23 protein-coding genes and 1 pseudogene are annotated in these 25683 nt (G+C 63.2%); 14 read left to right on the top strand and 10 right to left on the bottom strand.

The genetic code is table 11. From position 1 onward, the window contains the following. Positions 1–200 precede the first annotated feature (200 nt). Both UB48_RS12860 and UB48_RS12855 read left to right on the top strand, forming a co-directional pair. A pseudogene (locus UB48_RS12860) lies at positions 201–428 on the top strand (heme utilization protein); the annotation flags it as partial. 134 nt (positions 429–562) lie between these two features. Continuing rightward, positions 563–1174, top strand: a complete 612-nt coding sequence (locus tag UB48_RS12855) for a flavin reductase family protein (RefSeq protein WP_045197540.1) — start codon at positions 563–565, stop codon at positions 1172–1174. Here UB48_RS12855 and UB48_RS12850 read toward each other — a convergent pair. Continuing rightward, entirely contained in the window at positions 1164–1406 is a 243-nt protein-coding gene (locus UB48_RS12850) for a hypothetical protein (protein WP_045197538.1), read from the bottom strand. The two genes, UB48_RS12855 and UB48_RS12850, sit on opposite strands and share 11 nt — an antisense overlap. Before the next feature lie 38 nt (positions 1407–1444). Next, on the bottom strand, positions 1445–1753 hold the full coding sequence (locus tag UB48_RS12845; RefSeq protein ID WP_045197535.1) for an antibiotic biosynthesis monooxygenase family protein: 309 nt from the start codon (positions 1751–1753) through the stop codon (positions 1445–1447). A gap of 203 nt (positions 1754–1956) precedes the next feature. Between UB48_RS12845 and UB48_RS12840 the strand changes: the two genes are divergently transcribed. Then, positions 1957–2886, top strand: a complete 930-nt coding sequence (locus UB48_RS12840) for an AraC family transcriptional regulator (RefSeq protein WP_045197533.1) — start codon at positions 1957–1959, stop codon at positions 2884–2886. Positions 2887–2978: 92 nt separating this feature from the next. On the opposite strand, the gene UB48_RS12835 is transcribed toward UB48_RS12840, so the two are convergent. Both UB48_RS12835 and UB48_RS12830 read right to left on the bottom strand, forming a co-directional pair. After that, on the bottom strand, positions 2979–4412 hold the full coding sequence (locus UB48_RS12835; RefSeq protein WP_045197531.1) for an aldehyde dehydrogenase family protein: 1434 nt from the start codon (positions 4410–4412) through the stop codon (positions 2979–2981). After that, on the bottom strand, positions 4409–6046 hold the full coding sequence (locus tag UB48_RS12830) for a 5-guanidino-2-oxopentanoate decarboxylase (RefSeq protein WP_045197529.1): 1638 nt from the start codon (positions 6044–6046) through the stop codon (positions 4409–4411). The genes UB48_RS12835 and UB48_RS12830 overlap by 4 nt, the downstream gene beginning before the upstream one ends. 113 nt (positions 6047–6159) lie before the next feature. Between UB48_RS12830 and UB48_RS12825 the strand changes: the two genes are divergently transcribed. Beyond that, positions 6160–7041 carry a LysR substrate-binding domain-containing protein gene (locus tag UB48_RS12825; protein ID WP_045197527.1) on the top strand — a complete coding sequence of 294 codons (882 nt, stop codon included), beginning with the start codon at positions 6160–6162 and terminating at the stop codon, positions 7039–7041. On the opposite strand, the gene UB48_RS12820 is transcribed toward UB48_RS12825, so the two are convergent. Both UB48_RS12820 and UB48_RS12815 read right to left on the bottom strand, forming a co-directional pair. After that, positions 7035–7649: an NAD(P)-dependent oxidoreductase gene (locus UB48_RS12820; RefSeq protein ID WP_045197520.1), complete on the bottom strand. Its 615-nt coding sequence runs from the start codon at positions 7647–7649 to the stop codon at positions 7035–7037. The two genes, UB48_RS12825 and UB48_RS12820, sit on opposite strands and share 7 nt — an antisense overlap. 30 nt (positions 7650–7679) lie before the next feature. Next, positions 7680–8561: an MBL fold metallo-hydrolase gene (locus UB48_RS12815; RefSeq protein WP_045197518.1), complete on the bottom strand. Its 882-nt coding sequence runs from the start codon at positions 8559–8561 to the stop codon at positions 7680–7682. A gap of 105 nt (positions 8562–8666) precedes the next feature. Here UB48_RS12815 and UB48_RS12810 point away from each other — a divergent pair, with 105 nt between their 5' ends. Both UB48_RS12810 and UB48_RS27980 read left to right on the top strand, forming a co-directional pair. Further along, positions 8667–9575: a LysR family transcriptional regulator gene (locus UB48_RS12810; RefSeq protein ID WP_045197516.1), complete on the top strand. Its 909-nt coding sequence runs from the start codon at positions 8667–8669 to the stop codon at positions 9573–9575. 71 nt (positions 9576–9646) lie between these two features. Next, positions 9647–9820, top strand: coding sequence for a hypothetical protein (locus tag UB48_RS27980; protein ID WP_176794223.1), 174 nt, complete (start codon positions 9647–9649; stop codon positions 9818–9820). Here the strand turns inward: UB48_RS27980 and UB48_RS12805 are convergent. Beyond that, entirely contained in the window at positions 9813–10691 is an 879-nt protein-coding gene (locus UB48_RS12805; RefSeq protein WP_045197514.1) for a helix-turn-helix domain-containing protein, read from the bottom strand. The two genes, UB48_RS27980 and UB48_RS12805, sit on opposite strands and share 8 nt — an antisense overlap. Before the next feature lie 168 nt (positions 10692–10859). Between UB48_RS12805 and pobA the strand changes: the two genes are divergently transcribed. Further along, a complete protein-coding gene (pobA, locus tag UB48_RS12800) occupies positions 10860–12053 on the top strand; it encodes a 4-hydroxybenzoate 3-monooxygenase (RefSeq protein WP_045197512.1) in 1194 nt (397 codons plus the stop codon). A gap of 132 nt (positions 12054–12185) precedes the next feature. Beyond that, positions 12186–13589, top strand: coding sequence for an MDR family MFS transporter (locus UB48_RS12795; RefSeq protein WP_045197896.1), 1404 nt, complete (start codon positions 12186–12188; stop codon positions 13587–13589). A 49-nt stretch (positions 13590–13638) separates the two neighbouring features. Here UB48_RS12795 and UB48_RS12790 read toward each other — a convergent pair whose 3' ends face one another. After that, complete coding sequence (locus UB48_RS12790) at positions 13639–14271, bottom strand: TetR family transcriptional regulator (RefSeq protein ID WP_045197509.1); 633 nt, start codon at positions 14269–14271, stop codon at positions 13639–13641. Between the two features lie 259 nt (positions 14272–14530). Between UB48_RS12790 and UB48_RS12785 the strand changes: the two genes are divergently transcribed. From UB48_RS12785 to UB48_RS12770, 5 genes are all read left to right on the top strand, one after another. Then, entirely contained in the window at positions 14531–15682 is a 1152-nt protein-coding gene (locus tag UB48_RS12785; protein ID WP_045197507.1) for an efflux RND transporter periplasmic adaptor subunit, read from the top strand. 3 nt (positions 15683–15685) lie between these two features. Next, positions 15686–18838: an efflux RND transporter permease subunit gene (locus UB48_RS12780; RefSeq protein WP_045197505.1), complete on the top strand. Its 3153-nt coding sequence runs from the start codon at positions 15686–15688 to the stop codon at positions 18836–18838. Further along, complete coding sequence (locus UB48_RS12775) at positions 18835–20289, top strand: AdeC/AdeK/OprM family multidrug efflux complex outer membrane factor (protein ID WP_045197503.1); 1455 nt, start codon at positions 18835–18837, stop codon at positions 20287–20289. Before UB48_RS12780 ends, UB48_RS12775 begins: the two co-directional genes overlap by 4 nt. 373 nt (positions 20290–20662) lie before the next feature. Further along, complete coding sequence (locus UB48_RS28200) at positions 20663–20785, top strand: hypothetical protein (protein ID WP_275559691.1); 123 nt, start codon at positions 20663–20665, stop codon at positions 20783–20785. 388 nt (positions 20786–21173) lie between these two features. Continuing rightward, positions 21174–22427 (top strand): OprD family porin, encoded by a 1254-nt coding sequence (locus tag UB48_RS12770; protein ID WP_045197501.1) that lies wholly within the window; start codon positions 21174–21176, stop codon positions 22425–22427. An 87-nt stretch (positions 22428–22514) separates the two neighbouring features. On the opposite strand, the gene UB48_RS12765 is transcribed toward UB48_RS12770, so the two are convergent. Next, positions 22515–23420 carry a TauD/TfdA family dioxygenase gene (locus tag UB48_RS12765; RefSeq protein ID WP_045197500.1) on the bottom strand — a complete coding sequence of 302 codons (906 nt, stop codon included), beginning with the start codon at positions 23418–23420 and terminating at the stop codon, positions 22515–22517. Positions 23421–23602: 182 nt separating this feature from the next. Between UB48_RS12765 and UB48_RS12760 the strand changes: the two genes are divergently transcribed. Next, positions 23603–24529 carry a LysR family transcriptional regulator gene (locus tag UB48_RS12760; RefSeq protein WP_045197497.1) on the top strand — a complete coding sequence of 309 codons (927 nt, stop codon included), beginning with the start codon at positions 23603–23605 and terminating at the stop codon, positions 24527–24529. Here UB48_RS12760 and UB48_RS12755 read toward each other — a convergent pair. Further along, entirely contained in the window at positions 24486–25532 is a 1047-nt protein-coding gene (locus UB48_RS12755; protein WP_045197495.1) for an ABC transporter substrate-binding protein, read from the bottom strand. The genes UB48_RS12760 and UB48_RS12755 overlap by 44 nt on opposite strands. Between the last annotated feature and the right edge of the window lie 151 nt (positions 25533–25683).

Raw genomic sequence — 25683 nt, 5'->3', positions numbered from 1 at the left:
GTTCACCCATGGGAGATCGGGTTGCCTGCATCGCGGGTCAAGCCCGCTCCCACAGGTGCGCGATAAAGGCGGGACTGTCGCCAAACACATCTAGTTATTCGATTTTTATACGCTATTTTTTGCGCTTTTTAATCAATTTAATCGGCGTAGCATTAAACCCATAGAAACAAACAACCCCTCACCACCTCGGAGCAACGACCATGAAAAGCAAACTGATCCTGACCCTGGCCTTCTCGGTACTGGCTGCCAATGCATTCGCCGAAGACGGCTTCGACCGCACCAACGGCCACAACTTCAGCGCCGTGCAAAGCCAGTCGGCCACTTATGCAGAAGATGGTTTTGATCGCACTGGCGCGGCCAAATTTACCGAAGACGGCTTCGATCGCACTGGCGGCGCCAAATTCGCTGAAGACGGTTTCGATCGCACCCAGGCCCACCGCATCAGCTAACCCCTGCTGCGACGCAGTCAGCCCGGCTTCGGCCGGGCTTAGTCATTTTCAGCAAGGCCAAGCCTTGGCACACTAGAGGCTTACTCACAGGGAAGGCCTTCGGGCCAGCGCAGATGTATTACTACGAACCGGCAAAAGGCCACGGCCTGCCCCACGATCCGTTCAATGCCATCGTCGGCCCCCGCCCGATTGGCTGGATTTCCTCCCAGGACGCCGAAGGTCGCCTGAACCTTGCGCCCTACAGCTTCTTCAACGCCTTCAACTACATTCCGCCGATCATTGGTTTTTCCAGCGTCGGGCGTAAAGACAGCTTGAACAACATCGAGCAGACCGGCGAGTTCGCCTGGAACCTGGCCACCCTGCCGCTGGCCGAGGCCATGAACCAGAGCTGCGCTGCGGTTGCGCCGCAGATCGACGAATTCGCCCTGAGCGGGCTGACGCCCGTCGCATCAAAGGTGATTGCGGTGCCGCGGGTGCAAGAAAGCCCGGTGTCGTTCGAGTGCAAGGTGACCCAGATTATCCAGCTGCAAAGTGCCGACCAGGCACTGGTGCCTAGCTGGCTGGTGCTGGGTGAAGTGGTGGCGGTGCATATCGCCGAGCACCTGCTCAAGGACGGTATCTACGATACCGCTGCGGGCCAGCCGATCCTGCGTGGCGGTGGCCCGGCGGATTACTTCGAGCTGGGCAACCTGTTCAAAATGGCCCGCCCGCAGGTCAACAGCTGAGTTGCCAGAGCAGCTCGGCGTCGTCATCGACGCCCTGCAGGCGTTCAAGTTCGGCGCAGGCTGCTTCATCAGCGGCCAATGCGGTCTTGAAGGTCTGCTCCAGCAAGACCTTGTGAAAGCGCGGCGCCCCGGAGGCGCCCAGGCCTTTGACGGCGATGGCGGCGTGGTAGCCGTCGTCGCCGCGCACGGCTGCCGATACTGCTTCGAACTGGGAAAATTCTTTACGTGCCATGTGCCTTGAATCCACATCAATTGCCGAAAGCCGCCATTCTAACCTGCAGATGGTTCGCCGAAGGTATGCAGGTCGAGGCTGTCGACCACCCGCGCCTGTACCAACTCGCCGAACAGCTCGAGGGTCGGTGAAGCGAAGTAACCACTCATCGATTGCTGATCGCGCCAGAAGCCGCTGAGCAGCCACAGGTCGGCGTCGGCCTGGGAGCGTTGCAGGCTGAATTTCAGGCAGCCGGGGGCCTGGCGCGAGGGTTCCAGCAGATCACGCAGGCGCTCGCCCAGTTCGTCTGAACGACCACTGCTGGCGCGGATAAAAGCAAGGTGGGTGACCGATTGTGCCGAGGTCATGAGCGTTTCTCCATGTGCAGCCAGATGAAATTGCCAGGCTGCACAGGTTAGGCCACGCGCCTGCGCGGCGGTTAGGCGATTCCTGTCGAGCGCTTGCCTGATCCTGCGCGCCTTGCAGGATCAGGCAAGCAGGCGGCAGCTTTCGACTAGCGCCGTGGCTTGCACAAACCTATCCTGCAGTCGTTCTCCGAGGAATCGCTCCCATGTCCGCTACCGACCCCAACCGCTTGATCCTCGACCCTGCCCTGGAGCGCCAGCGCCAGGAGCTGGCGGATCTCATCCAGCGCCATGCACCACGCCAGGCTGGCGTCGAGTCGGCGGTTGAAGACCTGTTTCTGGTGCGCTACGAAGAAAGCGTGCGCTCCATGCCGGCCCTGGCGGAGCCTGCGCTGTGCATCCTGGCCCATGGCAGCAAGGAGGTGTGCCTGGGCGACGAGCGCTATATGTACGACCCGTTGCATTACATGGTGGTGTCGGTGGCACTACCGATCAGCGGCGTACTGCTCGAGGCCAGCCCGGAAAACCCCAGCCTGGGCGTGCGCCTGAACATCGACCCGGCGCAGATCAACAACCTGCTGGCCGATGCCGGCCCGCTGGGCGTACCGAGCTTGCCGTCGGGGCGCGGGCTGTATGTGGAGCGGACCGATCCGCTGTTGCTCGATGCGTTGCTGCGGCTGATTCGTTTGCTCGATTCACCCAAGGACATCCCAATCCTCGCACCGCTGATCCAGCGCGAGATTCTTTATCGGCTGCTCCGAGGGCCGCAGGGTTACCGGCTGTATGAAATTGCCATGGCCAACAGCCAGACCCACCGGGTGTGCCAGGCCATCGAATGGCTCAACCAGCACTTTGATCGGCCATTGCGCATCGACGAACTGGCGCGCGAGGTCAACCTCAGTACTTCGACCCTGCATCACCGGTTCAAGGCAGTGACGTCCATGAGCCCGCTGCAGTACCAGAAGCAGTTGCGCCTGCAGGAAGCGCGGCGGCTGATGCTCAATGACGGGCTGGAGGCGGCAGTGGCGGGTTATCGGGTGGGCTATGAAAGCCCCTCGCAGTTCAGCCGCGAGTACAGCCGCTTGTATGGGGCGCCGCCGGTGCGCGACCTGGCCAGGTTGCGCAGTGCGCTCTAGATGGCTATCGCTGGCAAGCCAGCTCCCACCGGTTCACCATCAAACCTGTGGGAGCTGGCTTGCCAGCGATGGGTTGCAACGCAGCCCCGCTTTTACACCGCCCTGACCACGTGCTTGATCTCCTGAAACGCACTCAAGCCCCAAGGCCCCAGCTCCCGTCCCAGGCTGCTCTGCTTGTAGCCACCCCAGGCCGTCTGCGGGAAGATCACTTGCGGCGCGTTGATCCACACCAGCCCTGCCTGCAAGGCATTGGCGACCCGTTCAGCCGCCTGCAAGTCCCGGCTGAGTACACTGGCCACCAAGCCGAACTCGGTGTCGTTGGCCAGCGCCAGCGCCTCGGCTTCAGTGGCAAACGAACGCACACACAGCACCGGGCCGAAGATCTCCTCGCGCCACAAGGCGCTGTCCAGTGGCACCTCGGTGAACACCGTCGGGCTGACAAAATAGCCGCAAGGCAGCTGCGCCGGCCGTGAGCCGCCACACAGCAACTGCGCCCCTGCTTGCAGGCCTGCGGCGATATGCGCCTGCACCCTTTGGTACTGGGCCTGGTTGACCAGCGGCCCCATTTCGCTGTCGCCGCTGAACGGCTCGCCGACGCGAATCGATTCGGCACGGGCCTTCAAGGCGTCGATAAACGCCGGGTACAGGGCTTCGGCCACCAGCACCCGGCTGGTCGCCGAACACATCTGCCCGGCATTGAAGAAGCCACCCAGGCAAGCCAGCTCCACTGCCAGTTCGAGGTCGGCGTCCTCGAGCACCAGCAACGGCGACTTGCCGCCCAGCTCAAGGCTCACGCCCTTGACCGTTTCCGCCGCGCGCTGCATGACCTGCACACCCACCGCATTGCTGCCGGTGAAGGAAATCTTGGCAACACGCGGATCGGCCGCCAGCGGCGCGCCCACTGCAAGGCCAGTACCACAGACCAGGTTGAACACCCCGTGCGGTAGCCCCGCTTCGGCGATGATTGCCGCCAGTTCCAGCTCGGCCAGCGGCGTGACTTCCGACGGTTTGAGCACCACGCAGCAGCCGGCCGCCAGGGCTGGCGCGAGCTTCCAGGCGGTAGTGACCATGGGGAAGTTCCACGGCACGATCAAGCCGACCACGCCGCACGGTTCACGGCGCACCCGGGCGACAAAATCTTCGCTGGGCAGCGCCACCGAGCGGTCACGCCCGAGGTTATCGGCGAGTTCCGCGTAATAGCGGAAAGTGGCGACGACATCATCGACATCGATATGGGCTTCAGCCAGCGGCTTGCCGTTGTTGCTGGCTTGCAACTGCACCAGGCGCTCGCGCCGCGCTTCGACGCCCTCGGCAATGGCCCGCAAGATCGCCGCACGGGTCGGCCCGCTGGAGGTGGACCACTCAACAAACGCAGCCTGGGCAGCCAGCGTTGCCCGTTCGACGGCTTCAGCGTCACCCCCGGCAACTTCCGCCAGCACCTGCTCGTTGCTCGGGTTGATTACCGCCAGCGCTTGCGGGCCATGCTGCCAGACGCCTTCGATATAAATGCCAGGCAGCTTGATCATGCGGGCACCGCCTGCATCCAGGTGGCCTGGTCGATTTCGATCAGGCTCGGGCCTTTACGATCGCAAGCCTGGCGCAAGGCTTCACGCAACTGGGCAAGGTCACCCACCGATTCGGCGCTGCAGCCCAGGGCCTTGGCCACGCCAATAAAGTCAGGGGTGTAGATGTCGACACCGACCGGTTCGATGGCGCGGTTGACCATGTAGCGCTTGATCTCTTCGTAGCCCTGGTTGTTCCACAACAGCACGATCAGCGGCACCTGCGCCTCACGGGCACTGGCCAGCTCCGGCAGGGTGAACTGCAAGCCACCGTCACCGATCAGGCACACCACCGGCGCGCGCTCGGCCGCCACTTCAGCGCTACCCAGCCAGGCGCCCATGGCTGCCGGCAGGGCGTAACCGAGGGTACCGTAGCCGGTCGAGGCGTTGAACCAACGCCGCGGTTGGTCCATGTCCAGGGTCAGGTTGCCGGTGTACACCGGCTGTGTCGAATCGCCGACCAGCACTGCGCCGGGCAGGGTTTCGAGGAGGGTTGTGAGCATGCGCGTCTGGCTGCGCATCGGCAGGTCGCGCTCGGCTTGCAGCACCTCACGCAGGCGCGCGGCACGGGCCGCGCCCCATTCGGCGCCGCGCACCGGGGCCGGTTGCTCGGCCAGGGCGACCAGCAGGGCCTGGGTGGCGATGGTCGAATCGGCGACCAAAGCGACCTTCGGCGGGTAGTTGCGCACGGTCTGGTCGGGGTCGATATCGATACGCAGCAGCTCACCAGGGATCTCGAAACCGCCCTTGAAGGTCACATCGTAGTCGGTCTCGGCAAGCTCGGTACCGATCGCCAGCACCACATCGGCCTCGGCGACCAGGGCGCGGGTGGCGACCAGCGACTGGGTCGAGCCGATCTGCAGCGGGTGGCTGGCCGGTAGTACGCCCTTGGCATTGATGGTCAGCGCTACCGGTGCCTGCAGGTATTCCGCCAGGCGGGTCAGCGCGGCGCTGGCATCGATGGCGCCACCCCCGGCGAGAATCAGCGGCCGCTGAGCGGCAGCGAGCATGGCGGCCATTTGTGCGACCGGCGCAGGCGCGGCGCCAGCACGGGCGATGCGCACCGGGGCACAGGCCAGCAGGTGATCGGCGTCTTCGACCAGCACATCCAGCGGAATCTCGATATGCACCGGGCGTGGCCGGGCGCCATCGAACACGGCAAAGGCACGGGCCAGCACCGACGGCAGGTCATCGGCGCTCATCAGCGTGTGGGAAAACGCCGCCACACCGGCCACCAGGTTGCCCTGCGCCGGCAACTCGTGCAGCTTGCCGCGCCCACCACCCAGCTGGTCGCGCGACTGCACGCTGGAGATCACCAGCATCGGAATCGAATCGGCGTAGGCCTGGCCCATGGCGGTGGTGATGTTGGTCATGCCCGGGCCGGTGATGATGAAGCACACGCCCGGCTTGCCACGGGTACGCGCATAGCCGTCAGCCATGAAGCCGGCGCCTTGCTCGTGGCGCGGAGTGATGTGGCGGATGCTCGAGCCTGCCAGCCCGCGATAGAGTTCAACGGTATGCACGCCGGGTATTCCAAAGACATGGTCTACGCCATAGCCTTCAAGGAGTTTGACCAGTACTTCGCCGCAAGTCGCCATGATCGTGTGCCTGTAATTGTTCGGGAAACAGCCTGTATTGGACCGCCCGACGACTACCTGCACAATGCAAAAAAGCTCATACTAGCCATGTTCCCAAGTCATGGCTCAAGCTGATGAAACGCCTGCCTCCATTGCCTGCCCTGCACACCTTTCTGGTCACCGCCCAGTGCTGCAACTTCACCCGCGCCGCGCAATTGCTGCACATCACCCAGGGTGCGGTGAGCCGGCAGATCGCCGGCCTTGAAGAGCACCTGGGTTATCCGCTGTTTTTACGCCAGGCCCGCGGCCTGAGCCTGACCCGCGAAGGCCAGGACTGGCTGCCGCGGGTGCAGCAGGTGTTCGCCCTGATCGAGGAAGGCGTGCAGCAGGTCGGGGCGCGCAGTACCACCTTGCAGCTCAAAGCCCCGACCTGCGTGATGCGCTGGCTGCTGCCACGGCTGATGGAATGGCAGGCGCTGCGCCCGGAGGTGCCGGTGGAGCTGACCACCACGGTGCAGCACGGGGTGGATTTTCGTCGGGAAGTGTTCGATGCGGCGGTGGTCTATGGCGCCCGGCCCAACCATGGCCTGCAGACCCAGAAACTCTTTGATGAGCAACTGACGCCGGTGTGCGCGCCGCAACTGCTGAGCGGCGCCCTGCCCTTGCAACAGGTCGCCGACCTTGATCAGCACATGCTCCTGCACCCGACCCGCGACCAGCGCGACTGGAATGCCTGGCTCGATGCCGCCGGGGCGAACCTGCCCCGACAGGGCAAGGGCCAGCATTTCGAAACCCTGGACATGGCCATGTCCATGGCCTCTCAGGGCACCGGGGTGGCCATCGGCGACTGGTCGCTGATCGGTGATGACCTCAAGTGCGGACGGCTGGTGATGCCGTTCCCGCTCAAGGTCAGCACTGGCCAGGCCTATTACCTGGTGCGACCGCAAGGGTCGGCTTCAGCGGCTTTGCTGGAGCTGCTCGCCTGGTTGTGCGAGCAGGCCCAGGCCCCTCAGTAACCGACAGTGAAGCGCTGGCGCGAGTGCGCCGGTTTCTCCACTTCATCGAGCATGGCAATGGCGTAGTCGGCAAAGCTGATCCAGCTCTTGCCGTCGGCGCCGATCAGCAGGTGATCCTTGCCCAGTTTGTAAGCGCCGCGGCGCTCACCTTCGACGAACTCGGCCGAAGGCGAGAGGAAGCTCCAGTCCAGTTCCTGTTCCTGACGCAGAGTGTCAAGGTAGTGGCCGCCGGCGGTGGCTTCAGCCTTGTAGGCCTCGGGAAAGTCCGGGCTGTCGATGACCTTGTGCCCCGACGGCAGCAACAGGCTGCCGGCCCCGCCTACTACCAGCAGGCGCTTGACCCCGGCGCGCTTGACCGGCTCGATGATGGCCTGCGGCTTGATGCTGGAAAAGTGTGCGGCGCTCAGTACCACGTCGTGGCCAGCGACTGCCTGTTCAAGGGCGGCGGCATCGCTGACGTCCAGCGCCACGCTTTTCACCCTCTCACGCCCCTGCAGTTTCGACGGGTCTCGAGCAATGGCGGTAACGCTGTGGCCGCGGCGCAGGGCCTCTTCCAGCAACTGGCTGCCAGCACGGCCGGTAGCACCAATGATTGCGATCTTGCTCATGGGAAATCTCCAGTCAGGATTGAACGACGCTTACCACTTCATCTCGCCCTTGGCGACCTTGGCACCGAGCTCCAGCGAGCTCTCTTCGCCCAGGTCCGGGTAACGTTTTTTCATCGCCGCGATCAATTCGGCGGCGTTGCCAGCCTTGGCGGTTTCTTCGTCGAAGGCACGGATATAGTCCGCGGTGAACTGCACCGCCTTGAGCGAACGGCTGCTCTGGCCCAGGTAATGGCCAGGGATCACGGTGTCGGGCTTGAGCTGCTCGATACGCGTGAGGGTCGCCAGCCAGTCCTTGTGCGATTGCGCCGACTGCGTGTCGGCCATCCACACGTGCAGGTTCTCGGCGACCACCACACCACCGACCACCGCCTTGATCGACGGAATCCACACGAAACTGCGGTCCGGCTGCGGGCCGTCGAGGCCAACCACTTGCAGGCGCTGGCCTTCAAGCTTGAGCTCGGTCCCTTGCAATACTTGCGGCACGATCAGCTTCGTGGGCTTGTCGGCGCCCATCTGCGGGCCCCAGTAAGCCAGCTTGCCATCCATGGTCTGCTTGATATGGGCGACGGTCGCCGCCGAGGCCACGACTTTGGCCTTGGGGTAGGCGTCGGTAAGGGTCTGCAGGCCGAAGTAGTAGTCCGGGTCACCGTGGCTGATATAGATAGTGGTCAGTTGCTTGCCGCTCGCTTGCAGCTTGGCCAGTACCTGTTCGGCCTGGGCCTTGCCGAACTGGGCGTCAACGAGGATGGCGTCATGCTTGCCGCTGACGATCACCGAACTGACCGGAAACAGGGCATTGCTACCCGGGTTGTAGACATCCAGGTTAAGCGGCTCGGCGGCCGAAGCCTGGGCCATGACCCCAAGGGTGGCAAAGGCGAGCAACAAGCGGCGCAGGGAGAACGAACGAGGCATCAAGGTGATTCCTGTGAAGTGGGCAATGAGCAACAGCTTAGTTGCACGATCCGTCACAAAAAATGCGATGCTTAGGATTAGTTTGTTTCTAAAAGCGGGCAAATCATGGATCGTCTGACAGCAATGCGGGTCTTCGTCAGCGTGGTCGACCTGGGCAGCCAATCGGCTGCCGCCGACCACCTGGAACTCTCCCGGCCGGTGGTTTCCCGCTACCTGGCCGAGCTTGAGGACTGGGTCGGCGCGCGCCTGATGCAGCGCACCACCAGGCGCCTGAGCCTGACCGCCGCCGGCCAGGAAACCCTGCCGCGCTGCCGGCAGATGCTCGAGCTTGCCGGCGACCTGCAGGCCGCGGTCAGTACCCCCAACGATGCGCCGCGCGGCGAGTTGCGCATCAGCGTCAGCACCTCGTTCGGCCAGGCACAGTTGATGGACGCCGTAGCCGACTACGTCAAACGCTATCCCGGGGTAAAGATCGACCTGCAGATGCTCGACCGCACGGTGAACCTGGTGGATGAGCGCATCGACCTGGCGATCCGCACCAGCAACGACCTGGACCCGAACCTGATCGCCCGGCGCCTGAGCGTATGCCGCTCGGTGATCTGCGCCTCGCCCGCCTACCTGCGCCAGCACCCGGCGCCGCAGCAGGTGCAGGAGCTCAGCCAGCACAACTGCCTGACCCATTCCTACTTCGGTCGCAGCCTGTGGCATTTCGACGTGGCTGGCGAGGTGGTGTCGGTACCGGTGCAAGGCAACATCAGCGCCAACGAAGCCATGACCCTGCAACGGGCGGCGCTGGCTGGCGCCGGTGTGGCCATGCTGCCGACCTACCAGGCTGCCGGCGCCCTGCGCAGTGGCGAGCTGGTTCGCCTGCTGCCCCGGGCCAAGCCGCGCGAGCTGAACCTCAACGCTGTGTACACCTCGCGCAAGCACATGCCGGCGACCCTGCGCAGCATGCTCGACTTTCTCGCCGAGCGCTTTACCGCCGAGCCTATCTGGGACCAGGACCTGCTCTAGACGGGCACACCCGGCCAAGCTGACCTATGCTTTGAATAACACCTGTAGGTGGTTGGCAGGAGGTGAGCATCATGGGCGTCAAATCCAGAAAATGCGCCGTTATCTGTGCCATGGCCGCTGTGGTCGGCTTGTATGCCACCGCCGCCTGGCGGGTTGAACAGATCCGCAATCAACCCTACTCCGCCGCCAGTTGCAGCCTGGCGCACTGCGTGCCGCACACCGCGACGCTGAGCGCACTCAAGTAGGTGATTGCCCGGGCTGGTGACGAAAGTCACTGGGCGCCTTGCCGGTCAGGCGGCGGAAGAACCGCGAGAAATACGCAGGGTCGGCAAAGCCCAGGCTGTCGGCCAGTTGCTTGATGCTCAGGCTGGTGTAGATCAGCTCGCGCTTGGCTTCGAGCAACAGGCGTTGATGGATGATCTGCAAGGCCGACTGTCCGGCCAGTTCACGGCAGATGATGTTCAGGTGCGCCACCGAAATCCCCACCTCATGGGCCAGCGCCTCGACGCTCGGCTGCTGACGAAACTGCGCCTCGACCAGCGCGTTGAAGCGCTCCAGATACTCACGCCCGCGCGCCACCGCCAGGCCCTGGCCATGACGCTGCAAGCATTGACGACTGATCCACACCACCATCAGGTTTATCAATGAGCGCAACTGCAAATCGCGCCCGGGCAGGTCCCGCTGGTACTCCTGCTGCAAGGCGCTGAACAGGCTGTAGAGATAGTTGCGATCGTCGCCTGCCAGGTAGGTGCCGGCCTGGGCCAGGGCCGCTGGTGCGCCGGCCAGTTGCATGTGCAGCAGGTTGACCAGCGGCGCCGCCAGCGTCACCACGTAGCCGTCGACATCGCTGGAAAAACGAAAGCCGTGCACGCACAGCGCCGGTACCACCTGGATCGCGGCCTGCTCCAGACGCCGCACCTGGCCTTCGACTTCGATCTCGGCCTGGCCGGCATAAAGGAACAGTAGTTGGCACAGATCGGCGTGCCGATGGGGCTCGATTTCCCAGTCGTGCAAGCGGCTGCGCGCCGGGATCGACTCGCAGTGCAGCAGGTCCGGGGTCGGCCACTGCAACTGTTCGCCATACAGTTTGAATACCGGTATCGACGCCTTGCTCATTGATCAACTGGCTCCAGGGCAATGCCCGATAATCGCACTGATTAGTGAAAAGTCCTGCTTCCTGCGGTTTTTATCCCTTCTTCGCCCGTCTTTCCAAGCGAAAAATGCAAGCACAACAATCATAAGCTGCTTTCGGCCCTGCGCTGAAGCTTGCCTGGGATAACAACCATGAAGACTCAAGTCGCCATTATCGGTGCCGGCCCTGCCGGACTGCTGCTCGGCCAGTTGCTGCACAAGGCCGGGATTGCCAACGTCATCGTCGAGCGCCAGAGCGCCGACTACGTGCTCGGGCGCATCCGTGCCGGGGTGCTGGAACAAGGCATGGTCCAATTGCTGCGCGAAGCTGGCGTCGGTGCGCGCATGGACGCCGAGGGCCTGCCCCACAGCGGTTTTGAACTGGCCTTCGACGGGCGCCGCGAACACATCGACCTCAAGGGCCTGACCGGCGGCAAAGGGGTGATGATCTACGGCCAGACCGAAGTCACCCGTGACCTGATGCAAGCGCGCCAGGCCTGCGGCGCCGTGACGGTCTATCAAGCCGACAACGTCCGGCCCCATGATCTGAAGTCCGAGCACCCTTACCTGACCTTCGAGAAAAACGGCGAAGTGCTGCGCCTGGACTGCGACTACATTGCTGGCTGCGACGGCTACCACGGCATCGCCCGGCAATCGATTCCCGCTGAGGCGCTGAAGATTTTCGAGCGGGTCTACCCGTTCGGCTGGCTCGGCGTGCTGGCCGATACCCCGCCGGTCAGCGACGAACTGGTGTACGCCCGCCACGAGCGCGGCTTCGCCCTGTGCAGCATGCGCTCGCCGACCCGCACTCGCTATTACGTGCAGGTGGCGGCTGAAGAAAAGGTCGAGGACTGGTCCGATGAGCGCTTCTGGACTGAACTGAAATCGCGCCTGCCCACGGATCTTGCCGAGCGCCTGGTGACCGGCCCGTCAATCGAGAAAAGCATCGCGCCGCTGCGCAGCTTCGTCGTCGAACCCATGCAGTACGGCAAGCTGTTCCTGCTCGGCGACGCCGCGCACATCGTCCCGCCCACCGGCGCCAAGGGCCTGAACCTGGCGGCCAGCGATGTCAGCACCTTGTACAACATCCTGCGCAAGGTCTACGGCGAAGGGCGCACCGATCTGCTCGAGCGCTACTCGCAGATCTGCCTGCGGCGGATCTGGAAAGCCGAACGGTTTTCCTGGTGGATGACCTCCATGCTGCATCGATTCCCGGGCAGCGACGCCTTCAGCCAGCGTATCCAGCAAACCGAGCTTGAGTATTACGTGAGCTCCGAAGCCGGCCGCACAACACTGGCAGAAAACTACGTCGGCCTGCCCTACGAGCCAATCGAAGAAGACGCTTAGCAAGCTATCGAGTAGACTGGTCAGCACCTGCTCCCGCAGCGTAACGGCTGCGGGCTTCACCTGCCCCCGAGCTGGCCCGTGACTCAACTGAACACTCCGCAACCGGTGCTGCGCAGCGTGCTCGTCGCGCTGATGCTGGCGATCTTCCTCGGCGCCCTCGACCAGACCATCGTCGCCGTGTCGATGCCGGCGATTTCGGCGCAATTCAACGACGTCGGCCTGCTCGCCTGGGTGATTTCCGGCTACATGGTGGCCATGACCGTAGCGGTGCCGATTTACGGCAAGCTCGGCGACTTGTACGGCCGGCGGCGGATGATTCTTACCGGCACTGCGCTGTTTACCCTGGCGTCGATCTTCTGCGCACTGGCGCAGAACATGGAGCAACTGGTGCTGGCGCGGGTGCTGCAGGGTATCGGCGCCGGCGGCATGGTCTCGGTCAGCCAGGCGATCATCGGCGACTTCGTGCCGCCGCGCGAACGCGGCCGCTACCAGGGCTATTTCAGCAGCATGTACGCCCTGGCCAGTGTCGCCGGGCCGGTGCTGGGCGGAATACTCACCGAATACCTGTCGTGGCGCTGGGTGTTCTGGCTCAACCTGCCGCTGGGCCTGACCGCCTGGTGGGTGACCCGCCGAGCCCTGCGCAGCCTGCAGGTGCCTACACGCAAGGCGCAGGTCGATTACCTCGGCGCCGCGCTGCTGATTCTTGGCCTGGGCAGCCTGCTGCTGGGCATCACCCTGATCGGCCAGGGCCAGCCCTGGGATTCTGCGCAAGTGGCCAGCTTGCTCGGCTGTGCGCTGATCGGCCTGCTGCTGTTCGTACTGCATGAACAGCGAACCGCCGAACCGCTGCTGCCGCTCAAGCTGTTCGCCAATCGCATCGCCACCCTGTGCTGGTGCACGATTTTCTTTACCAGCTTCCAGGCCATCTCGCTGACCATGCTGATGCCGCTGCGCTACCAGAGCATCACCGGTGCCGGCGCCGACAGCGCCGCGTTGCACCTGCTGCCGCTGGCCATCGGCTTGCCCATCGGCGCTTATTGCGGCGGCCGCATGACTTCGCACACAGGGCGCTACAAACCGCAGATTCTCGGCGGCGCACTGCTGATGCCGTTTGCCATCGTCGGCATGGCCTTCAGCCCGCCGCAGGCAGCCTGGTTCAGTGGCGTGTTCATGTTGTTGACCGGCATTGCCTCGGGCCTGCAGTTCCCCACCTCGCTGGTGGCAACCCAGAGTGCGGTAGAACCGCGGGATATCGGCGTGGCCACCAGTACTACCAACCTGTTCCGCTCACTGGGCGGGGCCATGGGCGTGGCTATCATGTCCACCCTGTTGCTGGCGATGCTGGCCCAGGGCGGCTTGAGCCTGGCCGGCGATGCCCTGCTTGGCAGCCTGCAGGCCGGCGAACCGACCGCGGCAATGCAGGCTGAATTGCTGCTGACCTTTCGCAACCTGCTGCTCGGCAGCGCGGCAGTTTCACTGCTGGGGCTGACGGCGGCGCTGGCCTTGCCTGACAGACAATTGCGCGGCCGCCCGTAAGACCTTATAACTGACGTGGAAACAAATGATCACAAAGCTTCACAAAGTCTCATTTGCGCAAGGCGGGGCTCAAGCGCAGCATATCCAGCCCGGTATCGATCCACTGCTCGGCCTGGTTAAGCAGGTCGAAGCTGTCGGGCAGCAGTAGCCAGCGGCGAATCAGTCCGTCTATATAGGCATAGATGGCCAGCGCTGCGCGTTCCGGGTCCACGTCGGCGGGCAGTTGCCCGCGCTTGACTGCATTGCCCAGCGACAACGCAATATGGGCATGACATTCGATCGTCGAGGCCTGCCGTTGCTGGCGGATCTCGCACATATCATCGGTGAACTCGCATTTGTGATGCAGAATTTCATTGATTCGCCGGGTCTTCGGATCGAGCACCATCTGGTGCATCAAGCGTACCAGCAGCTTGCGCATGCAGCCGAGCGGGTCGAGTTCATCCTCGCTTTCGCTGGCCCGGGCCAGGGCGTCCAGCGGCTCGTGCAGGCTGTCGAGCATGGCCTGCACCAGTTCGGCCTTGTCGTTGAAGTGCCAGTAGATAGCACCGCGGGTCACACCCGCCTCCTTGGCGATATCGGCCAGGGTGGTACGCGCTACCCCGCGCTTGTAGAAGGCCTTTTCCGCAGCTTCGAGAATCTGGGCGCGGGTTTCCTGGGCTTCTTCTTTGGTTCGACGGACCATGGCAGTACAACCTCATCAGGCCCGGGCACGCACGCAGGGTGCCTGGGAGTCGGGCCGGGTCAGCCTCTGCAGGCTGTTACCGGCTGTATTAATTTGGGGGCTCGCATTGGCTGAACACGTCGCCTGCGAGGTATTTACAAACAACCATGAATGTAAGTATATTCCTTAGCAAGCTATTTATCCACTCGACAGCATTTTTTATAGCGCACCCTTTCCATTATTCTTGAGCGTCTTCAGCTCTTGCGACCCGAGGATCTTCATGCAATTCAAGCCAGCTGTTACCGCTCTGGTTTCCGCCGTCGCCCTGGCAACACTGCTCAGCGGCTGTAAAAAGGAAGAGGCGGCGCCTGCGGCGCAAGCTCCTCAGGTCGGCGTCGTGACCCTGCAAACCCAAGCCTATACCCTGACATCCGACCTCCCCGGCCGTACCACCGCGTACCGCATCGCCGAGGTTCGCCCACAGGTCAACGGCATCATTCTCAAGCGTCTGTTCAAGGAAGGCAGCGAGGTCAAAGACGGCCAGCAGCTGTACCAGATCGACCCGTCGGTGTATGAGGCGACCCTGAATAGCGCCCAGGCCAACCTGCAATCGACCCGTTCGCTGTCCGAGCGTTACAAGCAGCTGGTCAACGAACAGGCTGTCAGCCGCCAGGAATACGACGACGCCCAAGCCAAACGTTTGCAGGCTGAAGCCTCGCTGCGCAGCGCCCAGATCGACCTGCGCTACACCAAGGTCCTGGCGCCTATCAGCGGCCGTATCGGCCGCTCTTCGGTAACCGAAGGCGCGCTGGTCAACAACGGCCAGGCCGACGCCATGGCCGTTATCCAGCAGCTCGACCCGATCTATGTCGACGTCACCCAGTCCTCGGCCGAGCTGCTTAAACTGCGTCGCGAGCTGGAAAGCGGCCAGTTGCAGAAGGTCGGCGAGAATGCCGCCAAGGTCACCCTGACCCTGGAAGACGGCAGCACCTACAGCAAGGAAGGCCGCTTGGAGTTCTCCGAAGTCTCGGTTGACCAGACCACCGGCTCCGTGACCCTGCGCGCCGTGTTCCCCAACCCCGAGCACAACCTGCTGCCGGGCATGTTCGTGCATGCGCGCCTGGCTGCCGGGGTCAACAGCGCCGCCATCCTCGCGCCGCAGCAAGGCGTGACCCGCGACCTCAAGGGCCAGCCGACCGCGCTGATCGTCAACAAGGACAACAAGGTCGAGCTGCGTCAGCTCAAGGCCAGCCGTACCGTCGGTAGCGACTGGCTGATCGAGGAAGGCCTGAACCCGGGCGACCGCCTGATCACCGAAGGCCTGCAGTTCGTCAAGCCGGGCGTCGAGGTCAAGGTCAGCGAAGCCACCAACGTCAAGCCTGCCCAGCCAACCCAGGCCAATGCAACGACTGCAGGGGCCAAAGGGGAGTAAACCATGTCGAGATTCTTTATCGATCGCCCGATCTTTGCCTGGGTGATCGCCTTGGTGATCATGCTGGTCGGCGCTTTGTCGATCCTCAAGTTGCCGATCAACCAGTACCCAAGCATCGCGCCGCCGGCCATCGCCATCGCCGTGACCTACCCGGGCGCTTCGGCGCAGACCGTGCAGGACACCGTGGTGCAGGTGATCGAGCAGCAGCTCAACGGTATCGACAACCTGCGTTATGTGTCGTCGGAAAGTAACTCCGACGGCAGTATGACCATTACCGCGACCTTCGAGCAGGGTACCAACCCCGATACCGCGCAGGTCCAGGTGCAGAACAAGCTCAACCTGGCCACCCCGCTGCTGCCGCAAGAAGTGCAGCAACAGGGTATCCGCGTGACCAAGGCGGTGAAGAACTTCCTGCTGGTTATCGGCCTGGTGTCCGAAGACGGCAGCATGTCCAAGGACGACCTGGCCAACTACATCGTCTCCAACATGCAGGACCCGATCTCGCGCACTGCCGGTGTCGGTGACTTCCAGGTATTCGGTGCGCAGTACGCCATGCGCATCTGGCTCGACCCGGCCAAGCTGAACAAGTATCAGCTGACTCCGGTCGACGTGCGTACCGCCGTGGCCGCGCAGAACGTCCAGGTGTCCTCCGGCCAGCTCGGCGGCCTGCCTGCCCTGCCGGGTACCCAGCTGAACGCCACGATCATCGGCAAGACCCGCCTGCAGACCGCCGAGCAGTTCGAGAAGATCCTGCTCAAGGTCAACCGTGACGGCTCCCAGGTGCGCCTGAGTGATGTCGCCAAGGTCGGCCTGGGTGGTGAAAACTACGCAATCAGCGCCCAGTTCAACGGCAAGCCGGCCTCTGGCCTTGCGGTGAAACTGGCCACCGGCGCCAACGCCCTGGATACCGCCAAGGCCCTGCGCCAGACCATCACCGACCTGGAACCGTTCTTCCCGGAAGGCATGAAGGCGGTGTTCCCGTATGACACCACGCCAGTGGTGACCGAGTCGATCAGCGGGGTAATCCACACCCTGATCGAAGCGATCGTGCTGGTGTTCCTGGTGATGTACCTGTTCCTGCAGAACTTCCGCGCCACCATCATCACCACCATGACCGTACCGGTGGTATTGCTGGGTACGTTCGGGATTCTTGCGGCGTTCGATTTCAGCATCAACACCCTGACCATGTTCGGCATGGTACTGGCCATCGGCTTGCTGGTGGACGATGCCATCGTCGTGGTGGAGAACGTCGAGCGGGTAATGTCCGAAGAAGGGCTGTCACCCAAGGAAGCGACCAAGAAGTCCATGGGCCAGATCCAGGGCGCCCTGGTCGGTATCGCCCTGGTGCTGTCGGCGGTACTGCTGCCCATGGCCTTCTTCGGCGGCTCCACCGGTGTGATTTATAAACAGTTCTCCATCACCATCGTCTCGGCCATGGCCCTGTCGGTACTGGTGGCACTGATCTTCACCCCGGCACTGTGCGCGACCATGCTCAAGCCGATTGCCAAGGGCGAGCACCACGTTGCCAAGCGCGGCTTCTTCGGCTGGTTCAACCGCAACTTCGACCGCAGCGTGCGCAGTTACGAGCGCGGCGTCGGCAACATGCTGCGGCACAAGGCCCCGTACCTGCTGGCCTACCTGCTGATCGTGGTCGGCATGATCTGGCTGTTCACCCGCATTCCGACGGCGTTCTTGCCTGAAGAAGACCAGGGCGTACTGTTTGCCCAGGTGCAGACCCCGGCCGGTTCCAGCGCCGAGCGCACCCAGGTGGTGATCGACGAGATGCGCAGCTACCTGCTCGACAAGGAAGCCGATACCGTTGCCTCGGTGTTCACCGTCAACGGCTTCAACTTCGCCGGTCGCGGCCAGAGCTCGGGCATGGCCTTCATCATGCTCAAGCCATGGGGCGAACGTTCGGCCGAGAACAACGTGTTCAACCTGGCCAACCGTGCCCAGCAGCACTTCTTCAGCTTCCGCGACGCGATGGTGTTCGCCTTTGCCCCGCCTGCGGTACTGGAGCTGGGTAACGCCACCGGTTTCGACGTGTTCCTGCAAGACCGTGCCGGTGTCGGCCACGAAAAACTGATGCAAGCGCGTAACCAGTTCCTCGGCATGGCTGCGCAAAGCAAGATCCTCTCGGCAGTCCGCCCGAACGGCCTGAACGATGAACCGCAGTACCAGCTGACCGTCGACGACGAGCGCGCCAGTGCCCTGGGCGTGACCATCGCCGACATCAACAACACCCTGTCGATTGCCCTGGGTGCCAGCTACGTCAACGACTTCATCGACCGCGGCCGGGTCAAGAAGGTCTACATCCAGGGTGAAGCCGGTGCACGGATGAGCCCGGAAGACCTGCAGAAGTGGTTCGTGCGCAACGCCGCCGGCGAGATGGTGCCGTTCTCCTCCTTCGCCAAGGGCGAGTGGATCTACGGTGCACCGAAGCTGTCGCGTTACAACGGTGTCGAAGCCATGGAAATCCTCGGTGCACCAGCCCCTGGCTACAGTACCGGTGAAGCCATGCTCGAGGTCGAGCGCCTGGCCGCGCAACTGCCGGCGGGTATCGGTTACTCATGGACGGGCCTGTCGTACGAGGAGCGGCTGTCCGGCTCCCAGGCGCCAGCGCTGTACGCCCTGTCGCTGCTGATGGTGTTCCTGTGCCTGGCAGCGCTGTATGAAAGCTGGTCGATCCCGATCGCGGTCATGCTCGTGGTACCGCTGGGGATCATCGGTGCGCTGCTGGCCACCAGCCTGCGCGGGTTGTCCAACGACGTGTATTTCCAGGTGGGTCTGTTGACCACCATCGGCCTGGCGGCGAAGAACGCGATCCTGATCGTCGAATTCGCCAAAGAGCTGCACGAGCAGGGCCGCAGCCTGATCGACGCAGCCATCGAAGCCTGCCGGATGCGTCTGCGGCCGATCATCATGACCTCGCTGGCGTTCATTCTCGGCGTGGTACCGTTGGCCATTTCCAGCGGTGCAGGCTCGGGTAGCCAGCATGCGATCGGTACCGGGGTGATCGGCGGCATGATCACCGCCACGGTACTGGCGATCTTCTGGGTGCCATTGTTCTTCGTAAGTGTGTCGTCGCTGTTCGGTAGCAAGAAGCCCGAAGAAGACGCCACCCCTGAAACTCCACGCTATGAGGCCGGGCAATGAGTAAGTCCCTGTTGTCCCTGGCAGTAACCGCTTTCATTCTTGGCGGCTGCTCGCTGATCCCTGACTACCAGACCCCGGAATCGCCGGTGGCCGCGCAGTGGCCGCAAGGCCCTGCCTACTCGCCGACCGAGTCGGCCGAGGTGGCCGCCGCCGAACAGGGCTGGCGTCAGTTCTTCCATGACCCGGCGCTGCAGCAGTTGATCCAGACCGCGCTGGTCAACAACCGCGACCTCAAGGTCGCGGCGCTGAACATCGATGCCTACCGTGCGCAATACCGCATCCAGCGTGCCGACCTGTTCCCGGCGGTTTCGGCCAATGGCAGCGGCAGCCGCCAGCGGATGCCGGCAAACATGTCGCAAACCGGCGAATCGGGCATCACCAGCCAGTACTCGGCGACCCTCGGGGTCAGCGCCTACGAGCTGGACCTGTTCGGCCGGGTGCGCAGCCTGACCGAGCAACAGCTGGAGAACTACCTGTCCAGCGAAGAAGCCCGGCGCTCGACGCAGATCAGCCTGGTGGCCAGTGTGGCCAACGCCTACTTCACCTGGCAGGCCGACCAGGCACTGCTCAAGCTGACCGAAGACACCCTCAAGACCTACGAGGAAAGCTATCAGCTGACCGCGCGTAGCAATGAAGTGGGGGTGGCCTCGGCTCTGGACCTGAGCCAGGCACGCACCTCGGTTGAGGGCGCGCGGGTCAAACTGGCGCAGTTCCAGCGCCAGGTTGCTCAGGACCTCAACAGCCTGACCGTGCTGCTCGGCACCGGCGTGCCGGCCAACCTGCCGACCGCGCAGAAGCTCGACAGCGACCTGCTGGCCGAAGTGCCGGCGGGCCTGCCGTCCGACCTGCTGCAACGCCGGCCAGACATCCAGGAAGCCGAACACCTGCTCAAGGCCGCCAATGCCAACATTGGCGCCGCCCGCGCAGCGTTCTTCCCGAGCATCAGCCTGACCGCCAATGCCGGCACCCTGAGCCCGGACATGGGCGGCCTGTTCAAGGGTGGTTCGGGCACCTGGCTGTTCCAGCCGCAGATCAACCTGCCGATCTTCAACGCCGGTGCCCTGCGCGCCAGCCTCGACTACTCGAAGATCCAGAAGGACATCAACGTCGCGAAATACGAGAAAACCATCCAGACCGCCTTCCAGGAAGTCTCCGATGGCCTCGCCGCGCGCCAGACCTTCAACCAGCAGTTGCAGGCCCAACGTGACCTGGTTGCCGCCAACCAGGACTACTACCGCCTGGCCGAGCGTCGCTACCGCATCGGTATCGACAGCAACCTGACCTTCCTCGACGCCCAGCGTCAGCTGTTCAACACCCAGCAGTCGTTGATCAGCGATCGCCTGTCGCAGCTGGTCAGCGAGGTCAACCTGTACAAGGCCCTCGGTGGCGGCTGGTACGAGCAGACCGGTCAGGCGCAGCAGCAGGCGGCGGTCCAGACGCCGAAAGGCTGAATCCCTGTGCTGTAGAAGAGCCCACCCTTGGCGGTGGGCTTTTTTTTGGCTCTTCACAGAATCCCGGGTTGGGATGTTGAGGCTGCGAGTTTATCCATTCAGTGTGGGGCTGCTGCTGGCCCCTTCCGCCTTTACGGCGGCCTACTTTTCTCTTGGGAAGAAGTAGGCAAAACCGCTTGCTCCTGCATACGGCCCTACGCTGCGCTTCGGGTCCCCTCGCTACGGCACCTTCCGGGGCATCGCGGCCTACGACTTGCTTCGCAAGTCTACATCTCGCGTCTTCGGCTGCCGCCGAAGGTGCTGCGCACCGCCCCTACAGGCACCTACGCTCGGCCTCCTGAAGTCGCTTTTCGCGGCGTCTGGAAGTGCGTGCATGAATATCAAGATCAAGTTGGCGCTTGTTACTGCCGGGTTGCAGGGCCAAGGCAACGAACTCTTCTTTCAGGCTCATGGCATCTCTCGTGTTCCAAGGCATGATGGTTTTCCGGCGAAGTGAGCTCGCCGAAAAGTGTCCACCATGTCTCCGCACACCCGTCAACCATGTGTCCGGTCTCTACACCAAGAACAAAAGGGACCCGCCGTAAGGGCGGAAGGGGCCGGCAGCCGCGCCACATCAAATGGATAAGCTTGCAAACCCAACCACAAAAATCATAGATCTCAGGATTGCATGAAGAGCCTTTTGTAACCCCGGGCCAAGGAATTAACCAAACAGTTACCGTTCGATTATCGCCCAATTCCGCCCGTAACGAATTGATTCATCCCCGCCCGCCGCCGCACCATCGCTTCGCAGCTTTTCCAAAGCGTATTCCCAAAGATCGTAGCCCGGCCTGTGACCTCCAAGCGTCGCAGCGGATGGCTTCGGCTTACATAAAAACAAGAGACAACTGACGATGACCACACCCGCACGACACCTGCTTCCCGGCTTGCTGGCCATGACTTGCGCCCTGCCCGCCCTCGCGGCCGAAGGCGGCTTTGTCGAGGACGCCAAGGCCAGCCTCAACCTGCGCAACTTCTACATCAACCGCAACTTCGTCGACCCGGCCAACCCCCAGGGCAAGGCCGAGGAATGGACCCAGAGCTTCATCCTCGACGCCCGCTCCGGCTTTACTCAGGGCCTGGTCGGTTTTGGCGTGGATGTATTGGGCCTGTACTCGGTCAAGCTCGATGGCGGCAAGGGCACGGCGGGTACCCACCTGCTGCCGGTGCACGATGATGGCCGCCCGGCCGATGACTTCGGCCGCCTGGGGGTGGCGCTGAAGGCGAAGATCTCCAACACTGAGCTTAAGGTTGGCGAATGGATGCCGGTGCTGCCGATCCTGCGTTCCGACGACGGCCGCTCGCTGCCGCAGACCTTCCGTGGCGGCCAGCTCACCTCGCAGGAAATCGCCGGCCTGACCCTGTATGCCGGGCAGTTTCGCGGCAACAGCCCGCGTAACGATGCGAGCATGGAAGACATGTCGATGAACGGCCGCGCGGCCTTCACCTCCGACCGTTTCAACTTTGCCGGTGGCGAATACAGCTTCAACGACAAGCGCACGATGATTGGTTTGTGGAACGCCGAGCTCAAGGACATCTACAACCAGCAGTACCTCAGCCTGGTGCACAGCCAGCCGCTGGGCGACTGGACCCTGGGCGCCAACCTCGGCTACTTCATCGGCAAGGAAGACGGCGCCGAACGCGCCGGCAAACTGGACAACCGCACCGCCTCGGCAATGCTCTCGGCCAAGTACGGCGCCAGTACCTTCTATGTCGGCCTGCAGAAAGTCAGCGGCGACGATGCCTGGATGCGGGTCAATGGCACCAGTGGTGGCACCCTGGCCAACGACAGCTACAACTCAAGCTTCGACAACGCCCAGGAGCGCTCCTGGCAGTTGCGTCACGACTACAACTTCGCCGCCCTCGGCGTGCCCGGGCTGACCCTGATGAACCGCTACATCAGCGGCGACAACGTGCATACCGGCGCCATCACCGATGGCAAGGAATGGGCGCGGGAATCGGAGCTGGCTTATGTAATCCAGTCCGGGACCTTGAAGAGCCTGTCGCTGAAATGGCGCAACTCGACCATGCGCCGGGACTACAGCACCAACGCCTTTGACGAGAACCGGCTGATCATCAGTTATCCGATCGGTATTCTCTGAACCTGCGGCTGCTACGCCAGTTCCCACAGGTGTTTGGGACACCTGTGGGAGCGGCGGTGCGACGACTCGACTTGACCCGCGATGGCTTCAAGCCCCGCGAGTCGTGCGGCTGCGCTGCCCGGCAACCCCCACCGGCACATCGCCCTGCAAGGTCACCCGGCGCACCACCCGGCCCTGGGTGCCATAGTCGTCCACTGCGTAATGCTGGGTCGCGCGGTTGTCCCAGATCGCTACGTCACCGGCCTGCCAGCGCCAGCGTACGGTGTTTTCCAACCGGATGACATGGCTTTGCAGCAGGTTGAACAAGTGCGCCGAGTCGCTCTGCGAGTAGCCCTTGATGCGTTTGACGAAGTGCCCCAGCAGCAGGTTTTTCTCGCCGCTGACCGGGTGCACGCGCACTACTGGATGCTCGGTTTCGTACACCGTCGAGGTGAAGATCTTGCGGTAGTTTTCCAGCTGCTCAAGGCTCACGTTGGGTTTGGCGGCGGCGTAGTCGTACTCGTTGCTGTGCACCGCCCAGAGCTGGTCCGCCAAGGCCTGCAGCTCAGCGGAAAGGTCCTGGTAAGCCGTGGCGGTGTTAGCCCAGACGGTATCGCCGCCGGATTCAGGCGCCACCACCGAGCGCAGGATCGACGCCTTGGGGTAGGCATCGACGAAAGTCACGTCGGTGTGCCAGGAATTAGCCCGGCGCCCATCGCCACCATCAAGCTCAAGCAGGTAGCGGGTGCCTTCGCGCACCGGCACGGTCGGGTGGGCGATCGGCTCGCCAAGCAGGTGCGCGAAGGCTTCCTGGCCCTGGTCATCAAGGTGGGGCTGGGCGCGGAAGAACACCACCTTGTACTGCACCAGCGCAGCCTGGATGGCCTCGATCACGGCCGGTTCAAGGTCGGCGCTCAACTGGACGCCACGAATCTCGGCACCGATGCGCCCGGCCACCGGGTGAATCTCCAGGGCGTGGGTGACAGGTGCTACGGCGCGTGCGGCATTGCTCATGGTTTGACCCTCATCTGGCTGGGTTGCGCTAAGTGCCGATGAAAGCTCTGCTCTATTGATATGCTAATAAGCTCTAACAAATAAGCAGATACTTCATTGACGGAATAAGAGCTTGCATTTAAAACCTGAGCCTGCGCGGCGGCAAATACCTTCGCCGTATTTTTGGAATGCCGGGAAAGCATATGGATCTTCGCCAACTGCGTTACTTCATCGCCCTCACCGAACACCGCAGTTTTGTCCGCGCCGCCGATGCCATGGGCATCACCCAGCCGGCGTTCAGCCGCAGTATCCAGGGCCTGGAACAGGAGTTTGGTTGCGTGCTGATCGATCGCGGCAACAAGGATTTGCGCCCCACCCCCGAAGGCCAGGTAGTGCTGCAGCACGCCCTGCGCCTGGTGCAAGGCGCGGCTCAGCTCAACAGCGAAGTGCAGCAGATGACCAAGCTCGATGCCGGCGAGCTGCACTTTGGCTGCGGCCCGGCGCCGGCAGTGCACCTGGTGCCGCAGGCGGTGGCGCGCTTTCTCGCCGCCCACCCCAAGGTGCGCACCTGCTTCGACGTGGATAACTGGGAAAAACTCAGCCGCGCGCTAAACCGTGAAGAGATCGAATTCTTCGTCGCCGATATCCGCCACTTCGAGGCCGACCCGAACTTCCAGACCCAAGCGCTGAGCCCACGCCGCGGCCTGTTCTTTTGCCGCCCGGGGCACCCGCTGCTGGCCAAGGACAGCCTGTCGACCAACGACATGTTCGACTACCCGCTGGCCACCACCCTGATCCCACCGGGGGTGCGCAAGCTGCTGGCCAACCTCAGCGGCAAGACCGACTTCGCCCCACAGGTGCAAACCGAGCACCTGCCGACCCTGGTGAAAATCGTGCTGGGTACCGATGCCATTGGCATCGGCACCGAAGAAGCCTTTGCCGAGGACATCGACCACGGCCGCCTGGTGCGCCTGCACTGGCGCAACCTGCCGGCCAACCTTGATAGCCTCAACGCCCGCTGCGGCATCGTCAGCCGCAGCGGATACCGCCTCTCGCCCGCCGCCCGGGCAATGATCGAAACCCTGGTCAGCCTCGATCGGCAGCCAGAGGTGCAGGTGCTGGCCGGATAGCCTGCGGTGCCAGCCACTGATCGACCTTGAACCCTTTGCGGATCAGCCGCTGCTCGGCGGCCAGGTCCACTGACGCCTGCAATTTGCTCAGGAAGTCGGCATCCAGGGTCGAGGGGAAGATCTTGCTCAGTTGCTCATCCTGCAAGTCTTGCTGGAGGATCGCCGGCGGGTAGCTGGCCAGCCCCGAAACCAGCTGGATATAAGCGTCCTTGTTGTCGTCCTGGGTCAGCCAGTGCACGGCCTGCTGCTGGGCGGCCAGCAGTTTTTCCACCAGTTCGGGATGCTCGTCGACAAAGCGCCCGGAGCCCACGAGCACCGCCTGGACATTGCCGGCGCCGCTCAGGTCGCGGGTATTCAACGGCAGCTCGGCCAGGCCGCGTTGCTTGAGGGCGCTGATGCCGGTCGAGCCCCAAGTGGCGTCGATCTGCCTGGCGGCCAGGGCGGCAATCGCCGCGTTGAAATCCAGGTTGATGACCTTCAGGTCCTTCTCGCTCAGGCCCTGGCTGGCCAGGGCGGCGTCGAACGACAGCTGGGTGGCGGTGCCGCGGAACACCGCCACGCGCTTGCCCTTGAGGTCTTGCAGGGTCTTGATGTTACTGCCCGGCGCCACCCCCAGGTAGTGCTTGATGCCGCGCCCGGTGGCGGCCAGCAGGCGGGTGTCGAGGCCATTGGCCTTGCCGATGATCGCCGCCAGGTCGCCAAGGTAGGCGAAGTCGACCTGGCCGTTGGCGAAGGCCTCGTTGATCACCGGGCCGGCGCCCTTGAAGTAGTTCCACTGGATGTGGATGCCATCGGCGGCGAAGGCTTTTTCCAGCAGTTGCTGGTCGCGCAGCACGTCGGTCACACCGCCACCGGAATGCTGGGTGCCGGCGCTCAGGTCAGGCACGGCGATGCGGATTTCCTTGACCTCGCCAGCCAGGGCCAGCGGCGGCAGCCAGCCGACCACCGCGGCCAGGGCGGGAACGGCAAACAGGTTAAACACACGGTTGATCGACAGGTTCATGGCACGCGACTCCTGGTAATGGTGCGCCCACGCTACCGACAACCCGAACCATTAAATAAATACTAATAAATTACATTTTAATAACTTGTAAGCATAAATGCCGCAGCACGTGCCTTGCAGCGTGCCATGCATCAGACACAAGAAAAATATG

This window comes from Pseudomonas sp. 2(2015), assembly GCF_000955865.1.
Taxonomy (GTDB): Bacteria; Pseudomonadota; Gammaproteobacteria; order Pseudomonadales; family Pseudomonadaceae; genus Aquipseudomonas.
The sequence above is the reverse complement of the archived record's forward strand: the minus strand, read 5'-3'. Positions and strand labels throughout refer to the sequence as shown.